This window comes from Brevibacillus sp. TJ4 (assembly GCF_044627595.2).
In the GTDB taxonomy this organism is placed as follows: Bacteria; Bacillota; Bacilli; order Brevibacillales; family Brevibacillaceae; genus Brevibacillus.
The window spans coordinates 1,053,769-1,071,190 of the sequence record NZ_CP185865.1 but is presented as its reverse complement, the minus strand read 5'-3'; the positions used below and the strand labels follow the sequence as shown (position 1 = coordinate 1,071,190).

At 54.5% G+C, this 17,422-nt stretch carries 17 protein-coding genes; 3 read left to right on the top strand and 14 right to left on the bottom strand.

What is annotated here, in order from left to right; genetic code table 11:
* Positions 1-45: 45 nt before the first annotated feature.
* The 4 genes from ACAF76_RS04950 to ACAF76_RS04935 form a co-directional block, all read right to left on the bottom strand.
* Positions 46-258 carry a CstA-like transporter-associated (seleno)protein gene (locus ACAF76_RS04950; RefSeq protein WP_400162795.1) on the bottom strand — a complete coding sequence of 71 codons (213 nt, stop codon included), beginning with the start codon at positions 256-258 and terminating at the stop codon, positions 46-48.
* Complete coding sequence (locus ACAF76_RS04945) at positions 255-2,345, bottom strand: carbon starvation CstA family protein (protein WP_400162794.1); 2,091 nt, start codon at positions 2,343-2,345, stop codon at positions 255-257. Before ACAF76_RS04945 ends, ACAF76_RS04950 begins: the two co-directional genes overlap by 4 nt.
* Before the next feature lie 153 nt (positions 2,346-2,498).
* Positions 2,499-3,332, bottom strand: coding sequence for a LytR/AlgR family response regulator transcription factor (locus ACAF76_RS04940; protein ID WP_400162793.1), 834 nt, complete (start codon positions 3,330-3,332; stop codon positions 2,499-2,501).
* The gene (locus tag ACAF76_RS04935) at positions 3,301-5,028 is read right to left on the bottom strand and encodes a LytS/YhcK type 5TM receptor domain-containing protein (protein ID WP_400162792.1); all 1,728 of its coding nucleotides are present in this window, start codon (positions 5,026-5,028) and stop codon (positions 3,301-3,303) included. Before ACAF76_RS04935 ends, ACAF76_RS04940 begins: the two co-directional genes overlap by 32 nt.
* Positions 5,029-5,095: 67 nt before the next feature.
* Between ACAF76_RS04935 and ACAF76_RS04930 the strand changes: the two genes are divergently transcribed.
* Positions 5,096-5,218, top strand: a complete 123-nt coding sequence (locus tag ACAF76_RS04930; protein WP_400162791.1) for a hypothetical protein — start codon at positions 5,096-5,098, stop codon at positions 5,216-5,218.
* Here ACAF76_RS04930 and ACAF76_RS04925 read toward each other — a convergent pair.
* From ACAF76_RS04925 to ACAF76_RS04905, 5 genes are all read right to left on the bottom strand, one after another.
* A complete protein-coding gene (locus tag ACAF76_RS04925) occupies positions 5,210-5,935 on the bottom strand; it encodes an amino acid ABC transporter ATP-binding protein (RefSeq protein ID WP_400162867.1) in 726 nt (241 codons plus the stop codon). The two genes, ACAF76_RS04930 and ACAF76_RS04925, sit on opposite strands and share 9 nt — an antisense overlap.
* Before the next feature lie 37 nt (positions 5,936-5,972).
* Positions 5,973-6,635, bottom strand: coding sequence for an amino acid ABC transporter permease (locus ACAF76_RS04920; RefSeq protein ID WP_400162790.1), 663 nt, complete (start codon positions 6,633-6,635; stop codon positions 5,973-5,975).
* A 96-nt stretch (positions 6,636-6,731) separates the two neighbouring features.
* Positions 6,732-7,550: an ABC transporter substrate-binding protein gene (locus tag ACAF76_RS04915; protein ID WP_400162789.1), complete on the bottom strand. Its 819-nt coding sequence runs from the start codon at positions 7,548-7,550 to the stop codon at positions 6,732-6,734.
* A 44-nt stretch (positions 7,551-7,594) separates the two neighbouring features.
* A complete protein-coding gene (locus tag ACAF76_RS04910; RefSeq protein ID WP_400162788.1) occupies positions 7,595-8,254 on the bottom strand; it encodes a CoA-transferase in 660 nt (219 codons plus the stop codon).
* Positions 8,251-8,919, bottom strand: coding sequence for a CoA transferase subunit A (locus tag ACAF76_RS04905; protein ID WP_400162787.1), 669 nt, complete (start codon positions 8,917-8,919; stop codon positions 8,251-8,253). The genes ACAF76_RS04910 and ACAF76_RS04905 overlap by 4 nt, the downstream gene beginning before the upstream one ends.
* Positions 8,920-9,173: 254 nt before the next feature.
* On the opposite strand from ACAF76_RS04905, the gene ACAF76_RS04900 reads away from it, so the two are divergent.
* Positions 9,174-10,607: a sigma-54 interaction domain-containing protein gene (locus ACAF76_RS04900; protein ID WP_400162786.1), complete on the top strand. Its 1,434-nt coding sequence runs from the start codon at positions 9,174-9,176 to the stop codon at positions 10,605-10,607.
* A gap of 118 nt (positions 10,608-10,725) precedes the next feature.
* Here ACAF76_RS04900 and hppD read toward each other — a convergent pair whose 3' ends face one another.
* The 4 genes from hppD to ACAF76_RS04880 all read right to left on the bottom strand — a co-directional run bounded on the left by hppD (position 10,726) and on the right by ACAF76_RS04880 (position 15,353).
* On the bottom strand, positions 10,726-11,817 hold the full coding sequence (gene hppD, locus ACAF76_RS04895) for a 4-hydroxyphenylpyruvate dioxygenase (protein ID WP_400162785.1): 1,092 nt from the start codon (positions 11,815-11,817) through the stop codon (positions 10,726-10,728).
* A gap of 229 nt (positions 11,818-12,046) precedes the next feature.
* On the bottom strand, positions 12,047-13,459 hold the full coding sequence (locus ACAF76_RS04890) for a hypothetical protein (RefSeq protein WP_400162784.1): 1,413 nt from the start codon (positions 13,457-13,459) through the stop codon (positions 12,047-12,049).
* Between the two features lie 163 nt (positions 13,460-13,622).
* A complete protein-coding gene (locus ACAF76_RS04885; protein WP_400162783.1) occupies positions 13,623-14,573 on the bottom strand; it encodes a methyl-accepting chemotaxis protein in 951 nt (316 codons plus the stop codon).
* 18 nt (positions 14,574-14,591) lie between these two features.
* Entirely contained in the window at positions 14,592-15,353 is a 762-nt protein-coding gene (locus ACAF76_RS04880) for a hypothetical protein (protein WP_400162782.1), read from the bottom strand.
* Between the two features lie 85 nt (positions 15,354-15,438).
* Between ACAF76_RS04880 and ACAF76_RS04875 the strand changes: the two genes are divergently transcribed.
* A complete protein-coding gene (locus ACAF76_RS04875; protein ID WP_400162781.1) occupies positions 15,439-16,857 on the top strand; it encodes an RsmF rRNA methyltransferase first C-terminal domain-containing protein in 1,419 nt (472 codons plus the stop codon).
* Between the two features lie 90 nt (positions 16,858-16,947).
* Here ACAF76_RS04875 and ACAF76_RS04870 read toward each other — a convergent pair whose 3' ends face one another.
* Positions 16,948-17,193: a hypothetical protein gene (locus ACAF76_RS04870; RefSeq protein WP_400162780.1), complete on the bottom strand. Its 246-nt coding sequence runs from the start codon at positions 17,191-17,193 to the stop codon at positions 16,948-16,950.
* Positions 17,194-17,422: the final 229 nt, after the last annotated feature.

The window sequence follows — 17,422 nt, the reverse complement described above, 5'->3', positions numbered from 1 at the left end:
TTTCGCGTTTTCTCTGATTCGAAATACGCCCGTTTTTCACGACTGTTAGCAGCAGCGCGTGACTCCGCCTTTTTCATACCGTTCACGCAGCGCATACATGTAGTATTCGCGTTCGGTCATCGGAAACAGACCGGGTTTGGCATGGGTTTCGTACCAGTGTTGCAGATAACGATCGTAGTCCGGCATTCCGAAGATGGTTTTGATCGCTGAACCGATGCGCCGCAGAGACTTGCGGATCGCTCTCCACTTCCTTCTCATGCCAGGTGATGACCCGTTCCGTCCAGGATGTCTCCCTTGGATTTGACGTAGGGGGACTCGTGGAGCTCGTATTTTTTCCCGCGCAAAATATTGATCCACAGACGCAAGCCGTCCAGGATAATCCCGATAGTGATGACCATGAAGATGGCGCAGACGACAGCGTCGATCTTGTCATTTACGATCATTTTTTGCGCGGCTTCGATGGTTGCTACCCCTGCTGGCAGCGTTCCCGCATCCAATGCTTTTTGGAAGGCGTCCGCATGCGAGAGGAAACCGATCTTCGGATCAGGATGAAACAGCTTTTGCCAGCCCGCTGTCAGCGTCGCGATCGACAGCCATGCCATCGGCAAGAGCGTCACCCAGGAATAGGCAGCCTTGCCCATCTTGAAAATAATCGTCGTGCCGACCGTGAAGGCGATTGCCGCCAGCATCTGGTTGGCAATACCGAACAGCGGCCAGAGCGTGTATATTCCGCCCAGCGGGTCCATTACGCCTTGCAGCAGGAAGTACCCCCAGCCTGCCGAAATGACCGCAGAACCGACGATGTTGCCCGGCAGCCAGGTGACGTCCTTGAATTTGGGGATTACGTTGCCCATCATGTCTTGGATCATAAAACGCCCGACGCGCGTACCCGCATCAATTGTCGTCAGGATGAAGACGGCTTCAAACAGGATCGCAAAATGATACCAGAACGCCATCAGCGCCTGACCGCCAAGGATGCTGGAAAAAATCGTCGCCATCCCGATTGCCAGCGACGGTGCTCCTCCTGTGCGGGAGAGAATCGTGTTTTCCTGGATGTCATGGGCGAGCGTCGTCAGCATGTCCGGGGTTACGACGAAGCCCCAGGACGAGATCGTTTGTGCGGCGGTCACGGGATCGGACCCGATCACTGCTGCCGGCGAGTTGATCGCAAAGTAGACGCCAGGCGTAAGTACGCAGGCCGCGATCATCGCCATGATCGCTACGCCGGACTCCATCAGCATCCCACCGTACCCGATCAGGGGCGCATGCGATTCCTTGGCGATCATTTTGGGTGTCGTTCCCGATGAGACAAGCGCATGGAAGCCGGAGACGGCCCCGCAAGCGATCGTAATAAACAGGAACGGGAACAGGTTTCCGGCAAAAACGGGGCCGGTACCGTCAATAAAGCGTGTCAGTGCAGGCATTTGCAGCGGCGGCAGGGTGAAAACGATTCCAACAGCGAGAATGGCGATCGTCCCTACCTTCAGAAACGAGCTCAAGTAATCGCGCGGCGCCAGCAGCAGCCAGACCGGCAACACCGATGCGACAAAGCCGTAGATGATGATCATCCAGGCCAGTTGCACCTTGCTGAATGTAAAGGCGGGTCCCCAGATAGGCGAGTTGGCGACAGCTTCGCCCCACCAGAGCGAGAGGAACAGCAGGGCCAGACCGAGAATCGACCCTTCCATGACGCGCCCGGGCCGGATGTAGCGCATGTACAGCCCCATCAGCACGGCGATGGGCAGCGTCATAAAGATGGTAAAGGTAGCCCACGGCGACTCCGCCAGTGCGTTTACGACGACCATGGCCAAAACGGCGATCAGAATAATCATAATGGCGATAATTCCGATCAGGGCAAGCGCTCCGCCGAACGGGCCGATCTCTTCCTTGGCGATCTGCCCCAGCGTCTTGCCGTTGCGGCGCATCGATCCGAAGAGAATTATGAAATCTTGCACGGCTCCGCCCAGTACGACCCCGACGATAATCCAGAGCGTCCCCGGCAAATAGCCCATCTGCGCCGCCAGAGTTGGACCGACGAGCGGGCCCGCTCCGGCAATGGCAGCAAAATGATGGCCGAACAAGACCCATTTGTTCGTCGGCACATAGTCTTTTCCGTCGTTGTTGACCTCGGCAGGGGTAGCCCGATTGTCGTCGAGCCCCATGATCTTCTTGGCGATAAACCGACTGTAAAAACGGTAGGCTACAGCATAAGTACAAACAGCGGCAGTCAGCAGCCAAAAAGAGTTGACCGATTCACCGCGAGACAGGGCAAGTACGCCAAAGCCAACTGCCCCGAGCGCGGCGATTCCCCCCCAGATCAAGACAGAGAGCAGCCATTTCTTCATCTGTTTCTCCTCCCGAAAAATAAAAATTCAGGCAATTCGCCTGAATTGAAAGTACCACAGGGTGTAGCCTGACCATATGGAATTTGGCTGGACGGTACAAAATGAAGCACGAACAGCATCATGCGAGTATGGATGAAAGCGGATACAGACGCTTCAAAAACCTAGCCGCCTCTTCAGTTCCTTGACCACCGTACGGCTTACCGGCACTTCCGTTCTCGCCTTGTCCTGCATGACGAGATGGATCGTTCCCTTGAACCAGGGCACGAGTTCGGATGTCTTGGCGAGATTGACGATATAGGCACGATGGGTGCGGAAAAACTGCTGCGGCGACAATCGGCTCTCCAGCTCCTGCAAGGTAAAGGAGGTGGCGAATTGCTCGCAGTCCGTATACACGCTGGCGTAGCGCCCCTCCAGCGTCGCGTAGACGATCTCATTGGGATTGATCAGCAAAATTTTCCCGTTCTTTTCCACGGGAACCCGGCATGGGTGCAGATTCGTCTGGACGTGCTGCAACAAACTTTGCAATTGCTCTTCCAGCGGCACCGCTGCCAGCGTCTCTTCTGCCGGAAGCGGCTCTGCCTGCCCGTCGGCAGAGACCGCCGCTTCTTCCCTTGATTTCAGCATTTTTCGCACGCGATTGATCGTCTTTTCCAGTCTGGCTTCGCTGCATGGCTTGACGATGTAATCGACCGCGTCCAGCTCGAAGGCGCGCACGGCGTGCATCTCGTAGGCGCTGGCAAAGATGATTACGGGCGGCTTGGCAACGGTTTCGATCAGCTCCTGCCCGAGGTCGACGCCATCCCTGTCGTGCAGGTGGATGTCGAGAAATACGACGTCAGGCTCCATATGGACGATTTGTTCCAACGCCTCTTCACCGCTTCCTGCCTCGCCGATGACGCAAACGTCGGGAAATTGTCCCAACAAGTAGCGAAGTTCCGCGCGGGCAGGCTCTTCGTCATCTACGATAAATACTTTTGGCACTGACATTCACTCCCATTGGCAGTTGGATTGTACACGTCGTTCCCTGCTGTATCGCACTGGAAATGACGATTCCGTACGGCGGACCGTAGATCGATTGGAGTCTGCTTTTCACATTGCTCAGCCCAATGCCGGAGAGACGCCGCTTTCTGTCCTTTTGCTGCTGCTCCGCCGCAGGCAGGTTCACATCCATGCCGACGCCGTCATCCCGGACGGTCAACTCCAGCACCTGCTTGGACAGGCGGCGGGCGGCAATCGTGACCGTGCCTCCTTCTTTCTTGGGCAGCAGGCCGTGTTTGACGGCATTCTCCACCAGCGGCTGGAGAATCAGCCCGGGAACGACAGACCTGTCTACCCCTTCCTCTATGTCGTACACCACCTTCAGCTTTTCCCCAAAACGCGCCCGTTCGATCGCCAGGTAGGCTTCGATGTGCTCCAGCTCCTCGGCCAGCGTGACAAAGCCGCCGGAATCATGCAGGTTGCGCCGGAAGTAGTCGCTTAGGTGAATCAGCAGCTCCCGCGCCTTTTCCGGACGAAAGCGGATAAAGGAGACAATCGTATTGAGCGCATTGAACAAAAAGTGCGGGTTGATCTGGGCGTGCAAAGCCTTGATTTCTGCATCTGCCAGCAGGCGCGACTGCTTCTCCAGCTCGGCGAGCTCCAGTTGCGTGGAGATCAGGTTGCCCAAGCCGCGCACCAGCTCCAGGTCTACCGCGGACAGCTTGCGCGAGCGGTCCTGGTACAGCTTGAGCACGCCGACCGTTTCCCGCTGCCGCAGCAGCGGCACGAGAATGGCGGAGCGCAGCGTACAAGCAGGCTGCTTGCAGCCGATCTCTTCCTTGTTGTGGGCGATCAGCAGTTGCTTGGTGTCCAGCACCTCCCGCGTCGCCTTGGTCGTGATCTCCTGGCCGGCGACGTGGTGGGAGGAGCCGGAGCCGACATGGGCCAGCACCGTTTTCGTATCCGTGATGGCGACAGCCGCGACCCGCGTCGTGCGCAAGATTTCCTCCGCGACCTTTTTCGCCGATTCGTGATTCAATCCCTGGCGCAAGTACGAAAGCGTCTTGTCGGCCACCTGCATCGTAACCTGTGCCTGCAAGGCTCCGATACGATCCTCCTCCTTTTTCGCCAGATCGATGATGATGACGAGGACGGCGATCCCTACGGCGTTGACCACCGACATCGGCACGCTGATCATCTTCACCAGCTCCAGTGCCTGTTCGTACGGCGTGGCTACGAGCAAAATAATCCCCATCTGCATCCACTCGGCGATAAACCCGACGAAGAGCGCAATCATCCAATTGATTTCGCGATTGCGGCTGCGGCAATATTGATAGACGAGACCGGCCAGCACCCCTTCGCAGACCGTCGAAATGGCGCATGCCACATCCGTAAATCCGCCCAAAAAATAACGGTGAATACCCGCGACAAGTCCGGTCAAAAGTCCTACCCACGGCCCGGCCAACAGCCCGGCCACGACCGTGCCGATCACCCGCGAATTGGCGATCGCGTCCTGGTACCAGATGCCGTTGTACGTGCCGAAGATCGAGATCGCGGAAAAAATCAGCACCATGATCGCATTTTCCTTGCGCGTGGCGCGCTGGTTCAAAATGCTGCGAAACGCGCGAACCCTGGTGAACAGCAGCGCAGCGACAATCAGGACGGCGGTCCGCTCCGCCAGCGGAACCATAAGTTCCAGATTCATCCGGATCCTCCCCGTACGATTTTACGTTTTCTTCCATTATGAAAAGGAAGGAAGGAAATGGTCAAGCATGAATATTCGACCTATTCGCGCAAAAAAACGCCAGCAAGCTGGCGCTGCGACTCCTTTTTCCTGCTGCCTGTCCAAGACGGGAACAGAAAACCCGTTCCCGCGTTTCATCCAGTCAGGTTAGCACACGATTCAAAAATTCCCGCGTGCGCTCCTCTTTCGGATTGTTGAACATCTCCGCGGGAGATGCCCACTCCAGAATCTTTCCACTGTCCATAAAGGCGACCCAATCCGCCACTTCCCTGGCAAACCCCATCTCGTGAGTCACGATGATCATCGTCATTCCTTCCCCAGCGAGCTGCTTCATCGTCTCCAGCACCTCTCCCACCAGCTCCGGGTCAAGCGCCGAGGTCGGCTCGTCAAACAGCATGACATCGGGTTTCATCGCCAGTGAGCGGGCAATCGCCACGCGCTGCTTCTGTCCCCCTGACAAGCTGGAGGGGTATGCGTCTGCTTTCTCCTCCAAACCCACTTTTCGCAGCAGGCGAATCGCCTCCGCTTTGGCTTCCTCCTTGTTGGTCTTGCGGACGATCAGCGGAGCCTCGATGATGTTTTCCAGCACCGTCTTGTGCGGAAACAGGTTGAAGTGTTGAAATACCATGCCGACCTTTTGCCGCACCTTGGACAAATTCTCCTTTTTCGGGTCAATACTCTTCCCCTCGATGAAAATCTCCCCGCCGTCCTTGAGCTCCAAAAAATTGATGCAGCGAATCAATGTACTTTTCCCCGAGCCGCTGGCGCCGATCAGCACCACGACCTCCCCTTTTTTCACTTCAAACGAAATATCCTTCAGCACTTCGAGATCGCCAAAGCGCTTTTTCAAGTTTTGCACGCGAACCATTTCTGCCTGCTTGCTACTCATCGCTATCCCTCCCCGGTCAATCCCCTTTTGCCAGTCGCAGCTCAATCCGTTTCACCAAATACGTAAAGAGCATCACAATCACCAAATAGTAAAAGGCTACGATCAAAAAGAACGTCATCTCGTCAAAGGTTTCCGCAGACAGACGGCGTGCCATCGAAAACAGATCATCCATGGCGATAAAGGCAGCCAGGGACGAATCTTTCAGCGAGAGGATGAACTGATTGCCGAGAGGAGGAATCGATCGTTTCAGTGCCTGGGGCAACACGATCCGCCTCATCGTCTGGACTGGGGACATGCCGAGCGACAATCCCGCTTCCATTTGTCCTTTGTCGATAGACTGGATGGCTCCCCGGAAAATTTCGGCGATATAAGCACCGCTATGGATGGCAAGGGCAAGCGCTGCCGACCAGAACTGACCGAGATCCACTACTTTGTAAAACCCGAAATAGAGAACAAAAATCTGGACGATTAACGGTGTCCCGCGAATGAGCGTGATGTACACGTCGGCCAGTATGGAACCCAGACGAAACTTGGATACCTTCAACAAAGCGACAAACAGTCCTATTATCGTACCGACGACGATAGAAGCAAACGTCAACTGAAACGTCACCAGCAGCGGTTTCATAAAAAACGGAAAAGTACGCAAGAATTCTTCGATCAGATGTGATATGCTCGGCACCCATTTTCCCCCCTCGTAACGCGATGAAATGAGCCTGCCAACCCGTTCCTTGCGGGAGGGGCTGGCAAGCACGCGAAAATTCCGAATTTGTTTTCGTTATTTGCTGATGTCGCGGTTGAAGTATTTTTCACTCAGTTGCTGGTACGTGCCGTCTTCATGCATCTGTTTCAATGCCTCATTGATTTTGTTCAGCAATTCCTCGTTTCCTTTGCGAACGGCGATCCCCTGTTCATCCTGGGAAAAGGCAATACCGCTCGCTTTGATGTTGAACCCTTGCTCCTGCATGGCAATATCACCCACGATAATATCGGTAATCACAGCATCGTGCTTGCCTTGCTCCAAAGCGCGCAGGGCCGTTACATCACTGTCGTACGTCATAATTTTGTCTGTATGCTCGCGGGCGAATTGTTCGTATACCGTGCCCAATGCTACGGCGACCTCTTTTCCTTTCAAATCCTCCAACGACTGAATGTCGCTGTCAGGGCGCGTAAACAGGTGGCCGCCCGAGAGGTAATACGAATCCGAGAAATCTACCTGCTGCAACCGCTCTTTCGTAATGGTATGGCTCGCTACTGCGGCGTCGTAGCGTCCCTCTTTTACCCCTGTGACGATGCCGGAAAACGGAGACGTGACCGGATTGGCTTCCAGTCCGAGGCGCTTGGCGATCTCCAGTCCGATCTCCACGTCAAATCCGGTAAGCTGCCCATCCTTGAAATAACTGAATGGATGGTACTCGCCCGAAGTGGCAAATGTAAATACTCCTTCTTCTTTGGTCATCGGTGAGTTGCTGGTTCCTGGCGCCGTTGTTTGTCCACCGTCCGAGCCCGAGCTGGGCGCAGCAGACTGTCCGCAACCAGCAGCCAGCAAAGCGAGTGAGAGAAGCAAAACAGCCAGACCATTTCTTTTTTTCGTCATGTGGAAATCCCCCCTGAATTCTCTTCGTTTGGACTTGATGATTCCTAGTCGGAAATAAGCACCTGCTCGGAAATTCGCAAAGGCGCCGCTGTCCCTTGGATAACATCCGCCAATTGATACGGGTACAGCACCTCGCGCAGCAATAGTCCTTGAGCGGTGACCTCGATCACGGCTCGCTCGGTAATAATTACATCGACACAGCGGCTCGCAGTAACGGGAAACGTACAGGCACTTACCAGCTTCGAGTCTCCTTCTCGGTTCAGATGGCTCATCAGAACGATGACTTTTTTTGCGCTTTGTGCCAGCTCGCTTCCCCCACCGATGCCGTACACCTTTTTACCGGGCAATATCCAGTTTGCCAAATCACCCTGAGCGCTGACCTGCAATCCGCCGCAAAAAGCAATATCCAGCATCCCGCGGCGGATGATCCCGAATGCGACGCTGCTGTCAAAAAGCGGACTTCCCGGTCCAACAGGCAAAGGTACTGTCTCTTCCCGTCGTAACGGCGGTTGCTCTCTTCGTTTGGGGAAGGAGCCAATACTTACAAATCCATGCGGAAAGAAATAGTGTACTTGCGCTCCGTCGGGAACAAAGTCAGCCACCATTTCCGGGATTCCTGCCCCCAAATACACCATGCTTCCCGGAGCGATTTCCTTGGCTGCCCGACGCGCAATCATGTTTCGTTCATGGATGTCCAGGCTCATGCGCCATACCCTCCGTCGGCTTTTACGATGTAATTGACAAAAACCCCAGGTGTCACGATCGTCTCCGGGTCGAGCTCCCCCAAGGGAACGATCTGGTCCACGAGCGCAATCGTCAGATCAGACGCCATCGCGACTAGAGGATTCAGATTCCTCGTCGATTTCTCATAGACCAGATTTCCGTACGGATCTGCCCATTTCGCAGCAACGATCCCGACATCTGCTGTCAAACAGGGCTCGATTACATAGCTCTCCCCGTCGTACTCGATGGTCTGCTGCTCTTGACCCGTGCCGCTCCACAGTTCCTGCCTTACGAGAAAACCGGGTAGCCCTGCCCCGCCCATCCTGATTTTTTCAGCCAAAATGCCCTGTGAATAAAAAATGACCTCCAGCTTCCCCGCCATCATCTGTCTGCCGGCCTCTGGATTGGAATCGATTTGAGATGTCAGGAGCCGCTTCACTCTTTCGTGCGCGATCAGACTGCCGATCCCCCTTTCCGGACTGCCTGCATCCATGCTGATCAGTGTCAGGTTGCGTACGCCTTTTTGCAAAATCGCTTCGATCAATTCGGTGGGGCAGCCCATTCCGTCAAAACCGCCGCACATCAGGCGTATTCCGCCAATGACATGTTGTAGTGCCTCTTCCTTGGTTACAATTTTGGAGAGCATCGCAACCCATTCCTTATCACGCTTTCACTTTCTGTCGCAATGTAATAGCAATTTGTATGCCAATGAACCAAATGCGATAGATTGAAGCAATATCTCATCGGTTTCGCTTCGTTTTGAATCGTTGTCGACTCAGTTGGAACGACTGCCGGAATAATATTCGGAAAATATTTTATTTTCGATGAATTGTTTTCGATTCACTTGTCTTCACAATCGACTCAATTTACAATTCTGGTATATGCTGGGGGGGATGTCTGATGGATAAGATCGAGAATGTTCTCTCCTTGATCCAGCCGGAAAGTTTCATCGACATTTTCAATGCACTGGCGGACGGGATCTACATTTCGGACGCTCAAGGCACTACAGTCTGGCTGAACAAGGCGAGCGAGAATTTATGCGGCTATCCCAGGGAAATGCTTATAGGGAAAAATGTCGTGGAATTAGAAAAGATGGGGGTATTTACCCCCTCTGTCACAAGGCTGGTCCTGGAGACGGGACAGACGACCACAACGGTTCAATACACCAAAAACAAAGGGAAATTCCTCGTGACGGGTCACCTCATCACAGACAGGCAAGGGAAAATCCAATGGATCGTGGCTCACTCCCGCGATATTACCGAAGCTGCTCGCGCCAGTTCCCAATTGGAGGAGACGATCGCGCTGCTAAAGCGGTACAGTGAAGAAATCCAGCTAATGAAACGCGAGATGAGCCATAGCCGCCCCCACCTGCTGATCGGCCAAAGCCGTGCCTATCACGACCTGCAAGACTTGGTGAAAAAGGCGGCTGTCGCCGATACCACGATTCTTTTGACGGGGGAGACAGGCGTCGGGAAAAGCCGCCTGGCCGAGCATATACACGATCTGAGCAATCGCTGCGACTCACCGTTCGTACCCGTGAATTGCAGCGCCATCCCCGAGTCCCTGGTCGAATCGGAATTATTTGGCTACCAGAGGGGAGCATTTACGGGGGCACATACATCCGGAAAGACGGGGCTTGTCAAAATGGCAGACAAAGGGACGCTTTTTCTGGACGAGATCAGCGATCTTCCCTATCATTTGCAGTCCAAGCTGTTGCTGCTTTTGCAAAACAAAACCTTCATGCCGCTTGGCAGTACCAAAACGCATACCGCTGATATCCGCATCATCGCCGCGACCAATGCCAATCTGCTCGAACTGGTGCGTCAGGGAAAATTCCGCCAGGACCTCTATTATCGGCTGAACATCCTGCCGATTCATGTCCCTGCGTTGCGTGAACGACGAGAAGATATTTTTCCCTTGCTGCATCACAATCTGCAGAAGTATAACGCCAAGCATGGGCATGACCGCCGTTTTTCTCCCGATGTCCTCGATCTGTTGCACCAGTACACCTGGCCGGGTAACGTGCGTGAGGTGGAAAATCTGGTAGAGCGAATCGTCATAACTGCCAGGCAAAACGAGATCCGGATTACCGATCTGCCCGAAGAACTGCGCGAGAGCTTCACTGGGGAGCGGAAGCTGGAGTTCCTGGACGACCAGAGCCGGCTAACCCTGCATGAGCGGCTGGAAAAAGTCGAGGTGGAGATGATCGTCTCTGCACTCAAGCTGCATAAAACGACGCGCAAGGCAGCTTCCGCGCTCGGTGTCACGCAGTCGTTGCTGATGCGCCGAATGAAAAAGTACGAGATTCAACTCGATGCGTTACAGGATGAGTGAAGTGCAGCCTACGAAATAAAAGGCCCGGAAATAGCCGTCATACCGACTATTCGGACCTCGTCTGTTTCCCTTGTCGCTTGCTCCCAGACCGAGATGTCACGGCGAGCCGTATGGGAAATCACAAGTTCCCGCGCCGCTCCTGCTCCCGTTCCAGCGCTTCAAACAGCGCTTTGAAATTGCCGTTGCCAAAGCCTCTTGCCCCTTTTCGCTGGATGATTTCGATAAACAGCGTCGGCCGGTCCACGATGGGCTTGCTGAAAAGCTGCAGCAGATACCCTTCGTCGTCGCGGTCGACGAGCACGCCGAGCTTTTTCAGCATGCCGATGTCCTCGTCGATGGTGCCGACCCGGTCCTGCAGCTCTTCGTAATACGCATCCGGCACGGAGAGGAAATCGACGCCGTTCTCTTGTAATCTGGAGACGGTCTTGATGATGTTCGTCGTGAGGATGGCGATATGCTGTACGCCCGGTCCCCGGTAAAACTCGAGGAACTCCTGGATTTGCGACTTGCGGCGTCCCTCGGCCGGCTCGTTGATCGGAAACTTGATCCTGCCAGTGCCGCTCTGCATCACCTTGGACATCAGTGCCGAATACTCGGTCGAAATATCGTCGTCACTGAAGTTTTGCGCGGACGTAAAGCCGAGAACTTGCTCGTAGTAGGAGACCCACTCGTCCATCGCTTCGACGTTTCCGACGATGTGGTCGATACCGATCAATCCGGTTTCTTCACAGTGTACCGGCGAATCGTACGGCGCATAGCCCGGGAAAAACGGCCCGCTGTACGCTGTTCGCTCGATGATGGAGTGGACGTTCTCGCCGTACGTGCCGATGATTGCCTTTTTTACCGTACCGTACGCGTCTGTGTATACGGTCGGCTCCATCACCGGGATCGCGCCCCGCGAGACGGCTTCGCGGTATGCTTGCTCACAGTCCGCAACGCGCAGCGCCACATCCTTCACCCCGTCTCCGTGCTTGTGCACAAAGTCGGCAATCGGGCTTTCCGGTGCCAGCGCCCCGCTCAACACTAGCGTAATATGGCCTTGCTTGAGCACGTAGGACACCTTCTCGCGCGAGCCTGTTTCCAATCCTGCATAGGCTACGGGCCGAAAGCCAAATGCTTTTGTGAAATAATGCATCGCTTGCTTGGCGTTGCCGACGTACAGTTCCACGTAATCCCAATCCTCAATCGGAAACACATCCTGATTGCCCATTGGAATACCTCCCTTGTCCTTCTCATTTTTGGAATTTTTTGTCTTTCTATGTAAAGCGTATATGGAAGCGTTTTCTCGCGCAAGAACACGGAATGACGCACAAACGCTACAACGCTTTTTTTCAATAAAGTCCCCGGGCTGCATCTACTCGATTGGGCAAAAAAAAAGCTGCCCTTCGTCAAAAGACGCGGGACAGCTCCTGCAAGTCAAATGCGGCTACTTGCATATCTTATCGATTGCTGACGTTGTTTCGGATCATCCAGTTGCGCTTGCTTTCCAGCAGGCGGGCGATCGTCGCCTCTTCTGCTCCGTACAGCTCCTGGTACAACTCCTGTGTCTCCAGCAGGTCGTTGTAAGTCAGGTACGGATAGTCGGGGCGGTCGAAGCTGCCGTCCGGAAAGTAGGCGTAATGCAGGTCGCCGTTTTCGCGGACCCACTTCTCCCCGAGGTTGACCACTCCTGTCAGCATCAAGTCGGCCAGTTCCCTGTCTATCTCACGCCCAAACCTGGAATAGAAGCGGTACAGGAAGTTCAGCTCGGCCAATTGGTGGTTCAGTGAGACATGGGTGTCGGCGTGCTCGTTCGGACCTGTATAGTCCGCGACCAGCCAGCCCGGTCGTTCGCCTTCGACCACATAGTGGTTGTCCCTGGCGTAATCATGGAAGAAATCTGCATACCGGCGGGCGGATTCGCAAAACCTTTCATCGTCGTACTGGATGCAACCTCTTAGCATCTGCAAGGCAGCACCCGTGTTGAAGCGGGTATCGTAAAAGCCTTCCTCGATGCCGTAATCCTCCCAGAGCCACTCGGAGCGAGGGAGCGTCTTCCAGTACCCTTCCTGCTCCTGCTGTTCCAGGCTGGTTCTGAGCATCACATACGCCATTTTGTCTGCCGCTTCGCTTCCGTCCATTTGCAAAAGCGACGCCGCAACGTAGTTTTCCGGGATGCGCCAAAAGCCGTTTTCAGCGGTCGGATCGTACGTTGTCGGGCTCTTGTAGTAATATCCGTTGTACAGCCACTTCGCATTTCTCGTCAAATCCAGCCGCAGCCAAGCCAGCTCGGTGCTCTGGTCAGCCCAGTGCACGATCGGCTCGCGGGACTCCAATGCCCATATTTCGCTCACGCTGTTTTCGACCTGCGGCAAACGGACCTCCAATTGCAGACCGTTTGGCGTTTGGCTGACTTCGATCGGCAGCACTTCCTCCGGCAAAGTCTCAATGGTCCCTCTGCCCAACTCCTTGTACACGACAGGCTCGCCGATCCACAAATACGTCCCCGGGGACTCGATAAATCCGGGTGTAACCGGCAATTCGCTCACATCGCGCAAATTGATGACCTTCCAGTACGGCTGGTTGTCCTCGGTAAGGTCGCGGTAGCGGAATGTGGCGTAGTTTTGGTTGATCGGTATGGTAAACCTATGCGGTTGTCCATTCTCTTCGGCTGTGATTTGGCGCATCCAGTACTTGTCGTTATCGGCAAATTGAAATTCCCGCTTCTTGATGACGGATTCGCCTACCTTCTGCTGCGAATCTCTTTGAACGGGCTCCTTCCATTGGCTGGCCTTGGTCAAGTCAGTAGGAAGAAAACTCCATCCCAAAACGGCTACAAGCAGGGTGAATACGATCAGTTTGCTTCTCGACATGTCATCCTCCTCTAGCAAAACAACGTGGTATCTCTCTATTTCTCGCAGGCAGATTTCTGCCTCATCTATATATGACGTAACAAATCGCAAAAAAAACGACATCCCGGGAAAAAAATTTCGCGGGATGCCCATTTTTTTATATACGAAAAATGAATAGATACGATTACGATGGCAAAACTTGTTTGATTTGATCGACACTTGCTTCCAGTTGTTTTTCCAGCTCGCTGCCTTCCTGGGTCATCTGGTCCATCTGGGCGTGGAGTTCTTCGAGCAACTGCTTCGCTCCGCTCACTTGCTGGGCGACCTCGTCGGCAAACTGCTTCTGATGGTCGATAATCTGCATGACGCCTTCTACTTCTTGCTGTGCTTCCTGGAAGCCTTGTACGATGCCTTCCATCTTCTCAGCCGCTTCCTTGCTGATCGTCAGGCCGCTTTTGATCGCGCTGCCGCTCTTTTCACTGTTGGCCAATGCTTCCTTGGTTTCTTCCTGAATCTTTCCGATCAACTCGGCGATGTCTTTGGTCGAATTCGCGGTCATCTCTGCCAGCTTGCGCACCTCGTCCGCGACGACGGCAAACCCGCGTCCCTGTTCCCCTGCACGTGCAGCCTCAATCGCTGCGTTCAAGGCGAGCAAGTTGGTCTGGTTGGCGATGTCGCTGATCACTTGCACGATGCTGGTAATCTCGGATGAACGATCCTCCAGCCGGCTCATCGAAAGCGACGTGTTCGTCGATTCTTTTTCCAGCATGGTCATAACCTCGACGACGTCATTGAGCGCCTTCTTTCCACCCTCGGCACGCTCGAACGACTGCTGGCAAATCAGGGTCAGACGCTCTCCGCGCTGGCTCAGTTGATCCGCAGACTCATCGTCGCTCTCATTGATTTGCTGAATCGTGCCGACGATCTTTTGCAACTGGGCACCCAGCTCGGCGATTTGCTCATACTGCGATGTCGCAGCTTTCTTTTGTGTCAGGATCGTTCCCAACTGCTCGTAAATTGCCTCCAGCTCTTCCCGGACCGCATTCTCCTGCTCGCTTACTGGTGCAACCATGGTTTGGACCGAAGTAGCAGCTACCTCGGCAACTGCCGCTTCCTTGTTCTTCTTCCAAAACATCTTCCTTCCCCCTCTTTGCTACAACGAATTGTCAACGCGGTGGGCGAATACTCGTGATTCCATGATGCCAGGGTGTTGTTTCGCCAAATAAAGCAAGTTTTCCAAAAAGTAATAATGGCCCTCCAGCAATTCGACATCCTTGCGCTCGAACTGCTTTACCTGGAGGTACTGCTGCATTTCAAAGGCGTAGCGCTCCATCTTCTCGTGGAAGTCATTGGCCTTGATCATCTGTTCGACTTCCGGATACGTCGTCTTCAAGCGGGTAAGCTCGGCGTACACCTTGCTGCCTTCCAAAATCATCTGGTATGCCATCCGCTCCAGAGAGGCGTATGTCGCTGCCTCTTCTTCCTCACGCTGCGCGCGCAAAGCGGACAAGTACGTGATAAAATGGTAGACGGTGAGAAACAACGGGCCCAAAAACAAGATGATGCCAGCTTTGTAGACATGCTGATTCGATAGATTGCTGATCAACAGAAAGAGATGAAACAGGATTGCACCCAGCCAGGCGTAAATGATGACCTGATGGTTTACGGCACCCGCTCCTTGCTGACGGGAAAAGACAAACGTCAAGCCGAGCAGATAAAATGCGAGTAAAGTAAAGCTGGCTGAGAACAGAGCCATTTCCATCTCTTGCAGCCAGTCTGCGTCTGCGGGAATCTCGATAAAGAATTCGAAGGATAGCACCAACAGTGAGAAAAGCAACCCCATGAACCAAAAGCGGCTGACATCCGAGTCGTTTTTCCGCCGGACGCGATGACGTTCCGCACGGGATCCTTTCATACATTCTCACCTCACCTCCATTTGATTCGCCATCGTTTCCCAATTTCCCTTCACGATAGGACAAATTCTGACAACGGAGGCTACCATGAATCCTGTACAATTACCCACTGCTTTCACAGACCGTATGCGTACGCTCATGCCAGACGAATACGAGGCGTTTGCCGACTCGTACAGCCAGCCTGCTGCACAAGGCCTGCGCGTCAACACGTTGAAAATCGACCGTGAAGCGTTTGTGAGGCTCTCACCGTTCACCCTGGAGCCGGTCCCCTGGTGTCCAGACGGATTTCGCTACGCGCACGGAGAGCGTCCCGGCAAGCATCCTTACCACGCGTGCGGGCTTTACTACTTGCAGGAGCCTAGCGCGATGTCTCCCGCAGAGGCGCTGGACGTACAGCCTGGCGAGAAAATTCTCGACCTTTGTGCGGCTCCAGGCGGAAAATCGACACAGCTTGCTTCGGCTCTGGCAGGATGTGGTCTGTTGGTCGCCAATGAGATCCATCCGCAGCGTGCGCGTATTCTCGCGGAAAACCTGGAGCGCTGCGGCGTGCAAAACGCAATCGTCACCAATGAGACTCCCGAGCGGCTGATGGAGCGCTTCCCCGCCTTTTTTGACCGTATCCTCGTCGATGCCCCCTGCTCGGGTGAGGGCATGTTCCGCAAGCTGCCGGAAGCGGTCCTGGACTGGTCGCCTGACAAGGTCGAGCAATGCCATCTGATGCAAGTCGAGATTCTCGATGCAGCGGCGCGGATGCTCAAGCCGGGCGGTACCCTGGTCTACTCGACCTGTACGTTTGCGCCGCTGGAAAACGAGCAGTCCATCGTCGCATTTCTCGAGCGCCATCCCGAATTTTCGCTAATTCCGCTGCCGCACCCGGAGTGGTTCTCTCCCGGCCGTCCGGCATGGGCGCAGCCTGCCGACGACAAGCTCGAGCACGCCGCCAGATTGTGGCCGCATCTGCTGGCAGGTGAAGGACATTTTCTGGCGAAGCTGCAAAAAAGCACGGATGCCCCGGATGAACGACACAGCGAGAAACGGCGCAAAGAGAAGCGCGGCGGTAAGCACGAGCCCGCTGCACGAAAAGAGGCGATCGCGGCCTGGCGCAGCTTTGCCAAGGAAAACGTGCCAGCCTTGTCCGAGCGCTTTTCCAACGACTCGTCTTTCTTGCTCTTTGGCGACCAGCTTTACTACTCGCCTGCCCCGGAACAAAACTGGGACGGGATCAAGGTGCTCCGGGTCGGACTGCATCTCGGTACGGTCAAGAAAAACAGGGTGGAACCCGCGCATGCTCTGGCCCTGGTGCTCGGGCCGGAAGACGTGCTGCGTTGCGCCAACTACAATGCGGACGATCCGGCAGTCGTCCGCTATCTGCGGGGAGAAGCGCTGCCGCATGACGGTGCGCACGGCTGGACGTTGCTTGCGGTAGACGGATACTCGCTCGGCTGGGCCAAGCAGGCGGACGGCCAATTGAAAAATCACTATCCCAAAGGGCTTCGCTGGCTGTAAGCAATCACCATCACTTCTTCGCTGCACAAAAACAAGCCCGCATTCCCCGATGCTTCTGGCATCAGGGAAGGTGGGCTCTCCTCACCTTCATCAGCGATGTTTATGCGGGTCTCGGACCACTGTAAGCGATCCGTCTTTGATGAAACGCAGGATTTTGTTGATGGAGATGCCCGTCGCGTTGGCGATTTGCATCGCGTTTGAGTTCGGATAACTGCGTACATAATTGCGAATAATCGTATACTCCTCAAGCTCATTGGCCCCGCAGACGGTACAAACCAGCTCTCTTGGATGCATTGGACTTCCGCATGCCAGACAAGTATCCGTTCTATCGTTCATAGCCGTTTCTCCTCAGCTTTATTCTCTTTTCACAGGAATTACATTCCTGTGTAGTTACTATACTACCCCGTTTGGGCAGAGGGTGAAACCTCAATCCCCTGATTGACTCCGTTTTGTAACAAAAAAATGGAAAATCCGATGAACATGATCCCGAAAGCACAGGAGGACGCCTGCACCTATAACGCAAACAAAAAACTGCCCATCCCCTGTACATGACGGGACGGACAGT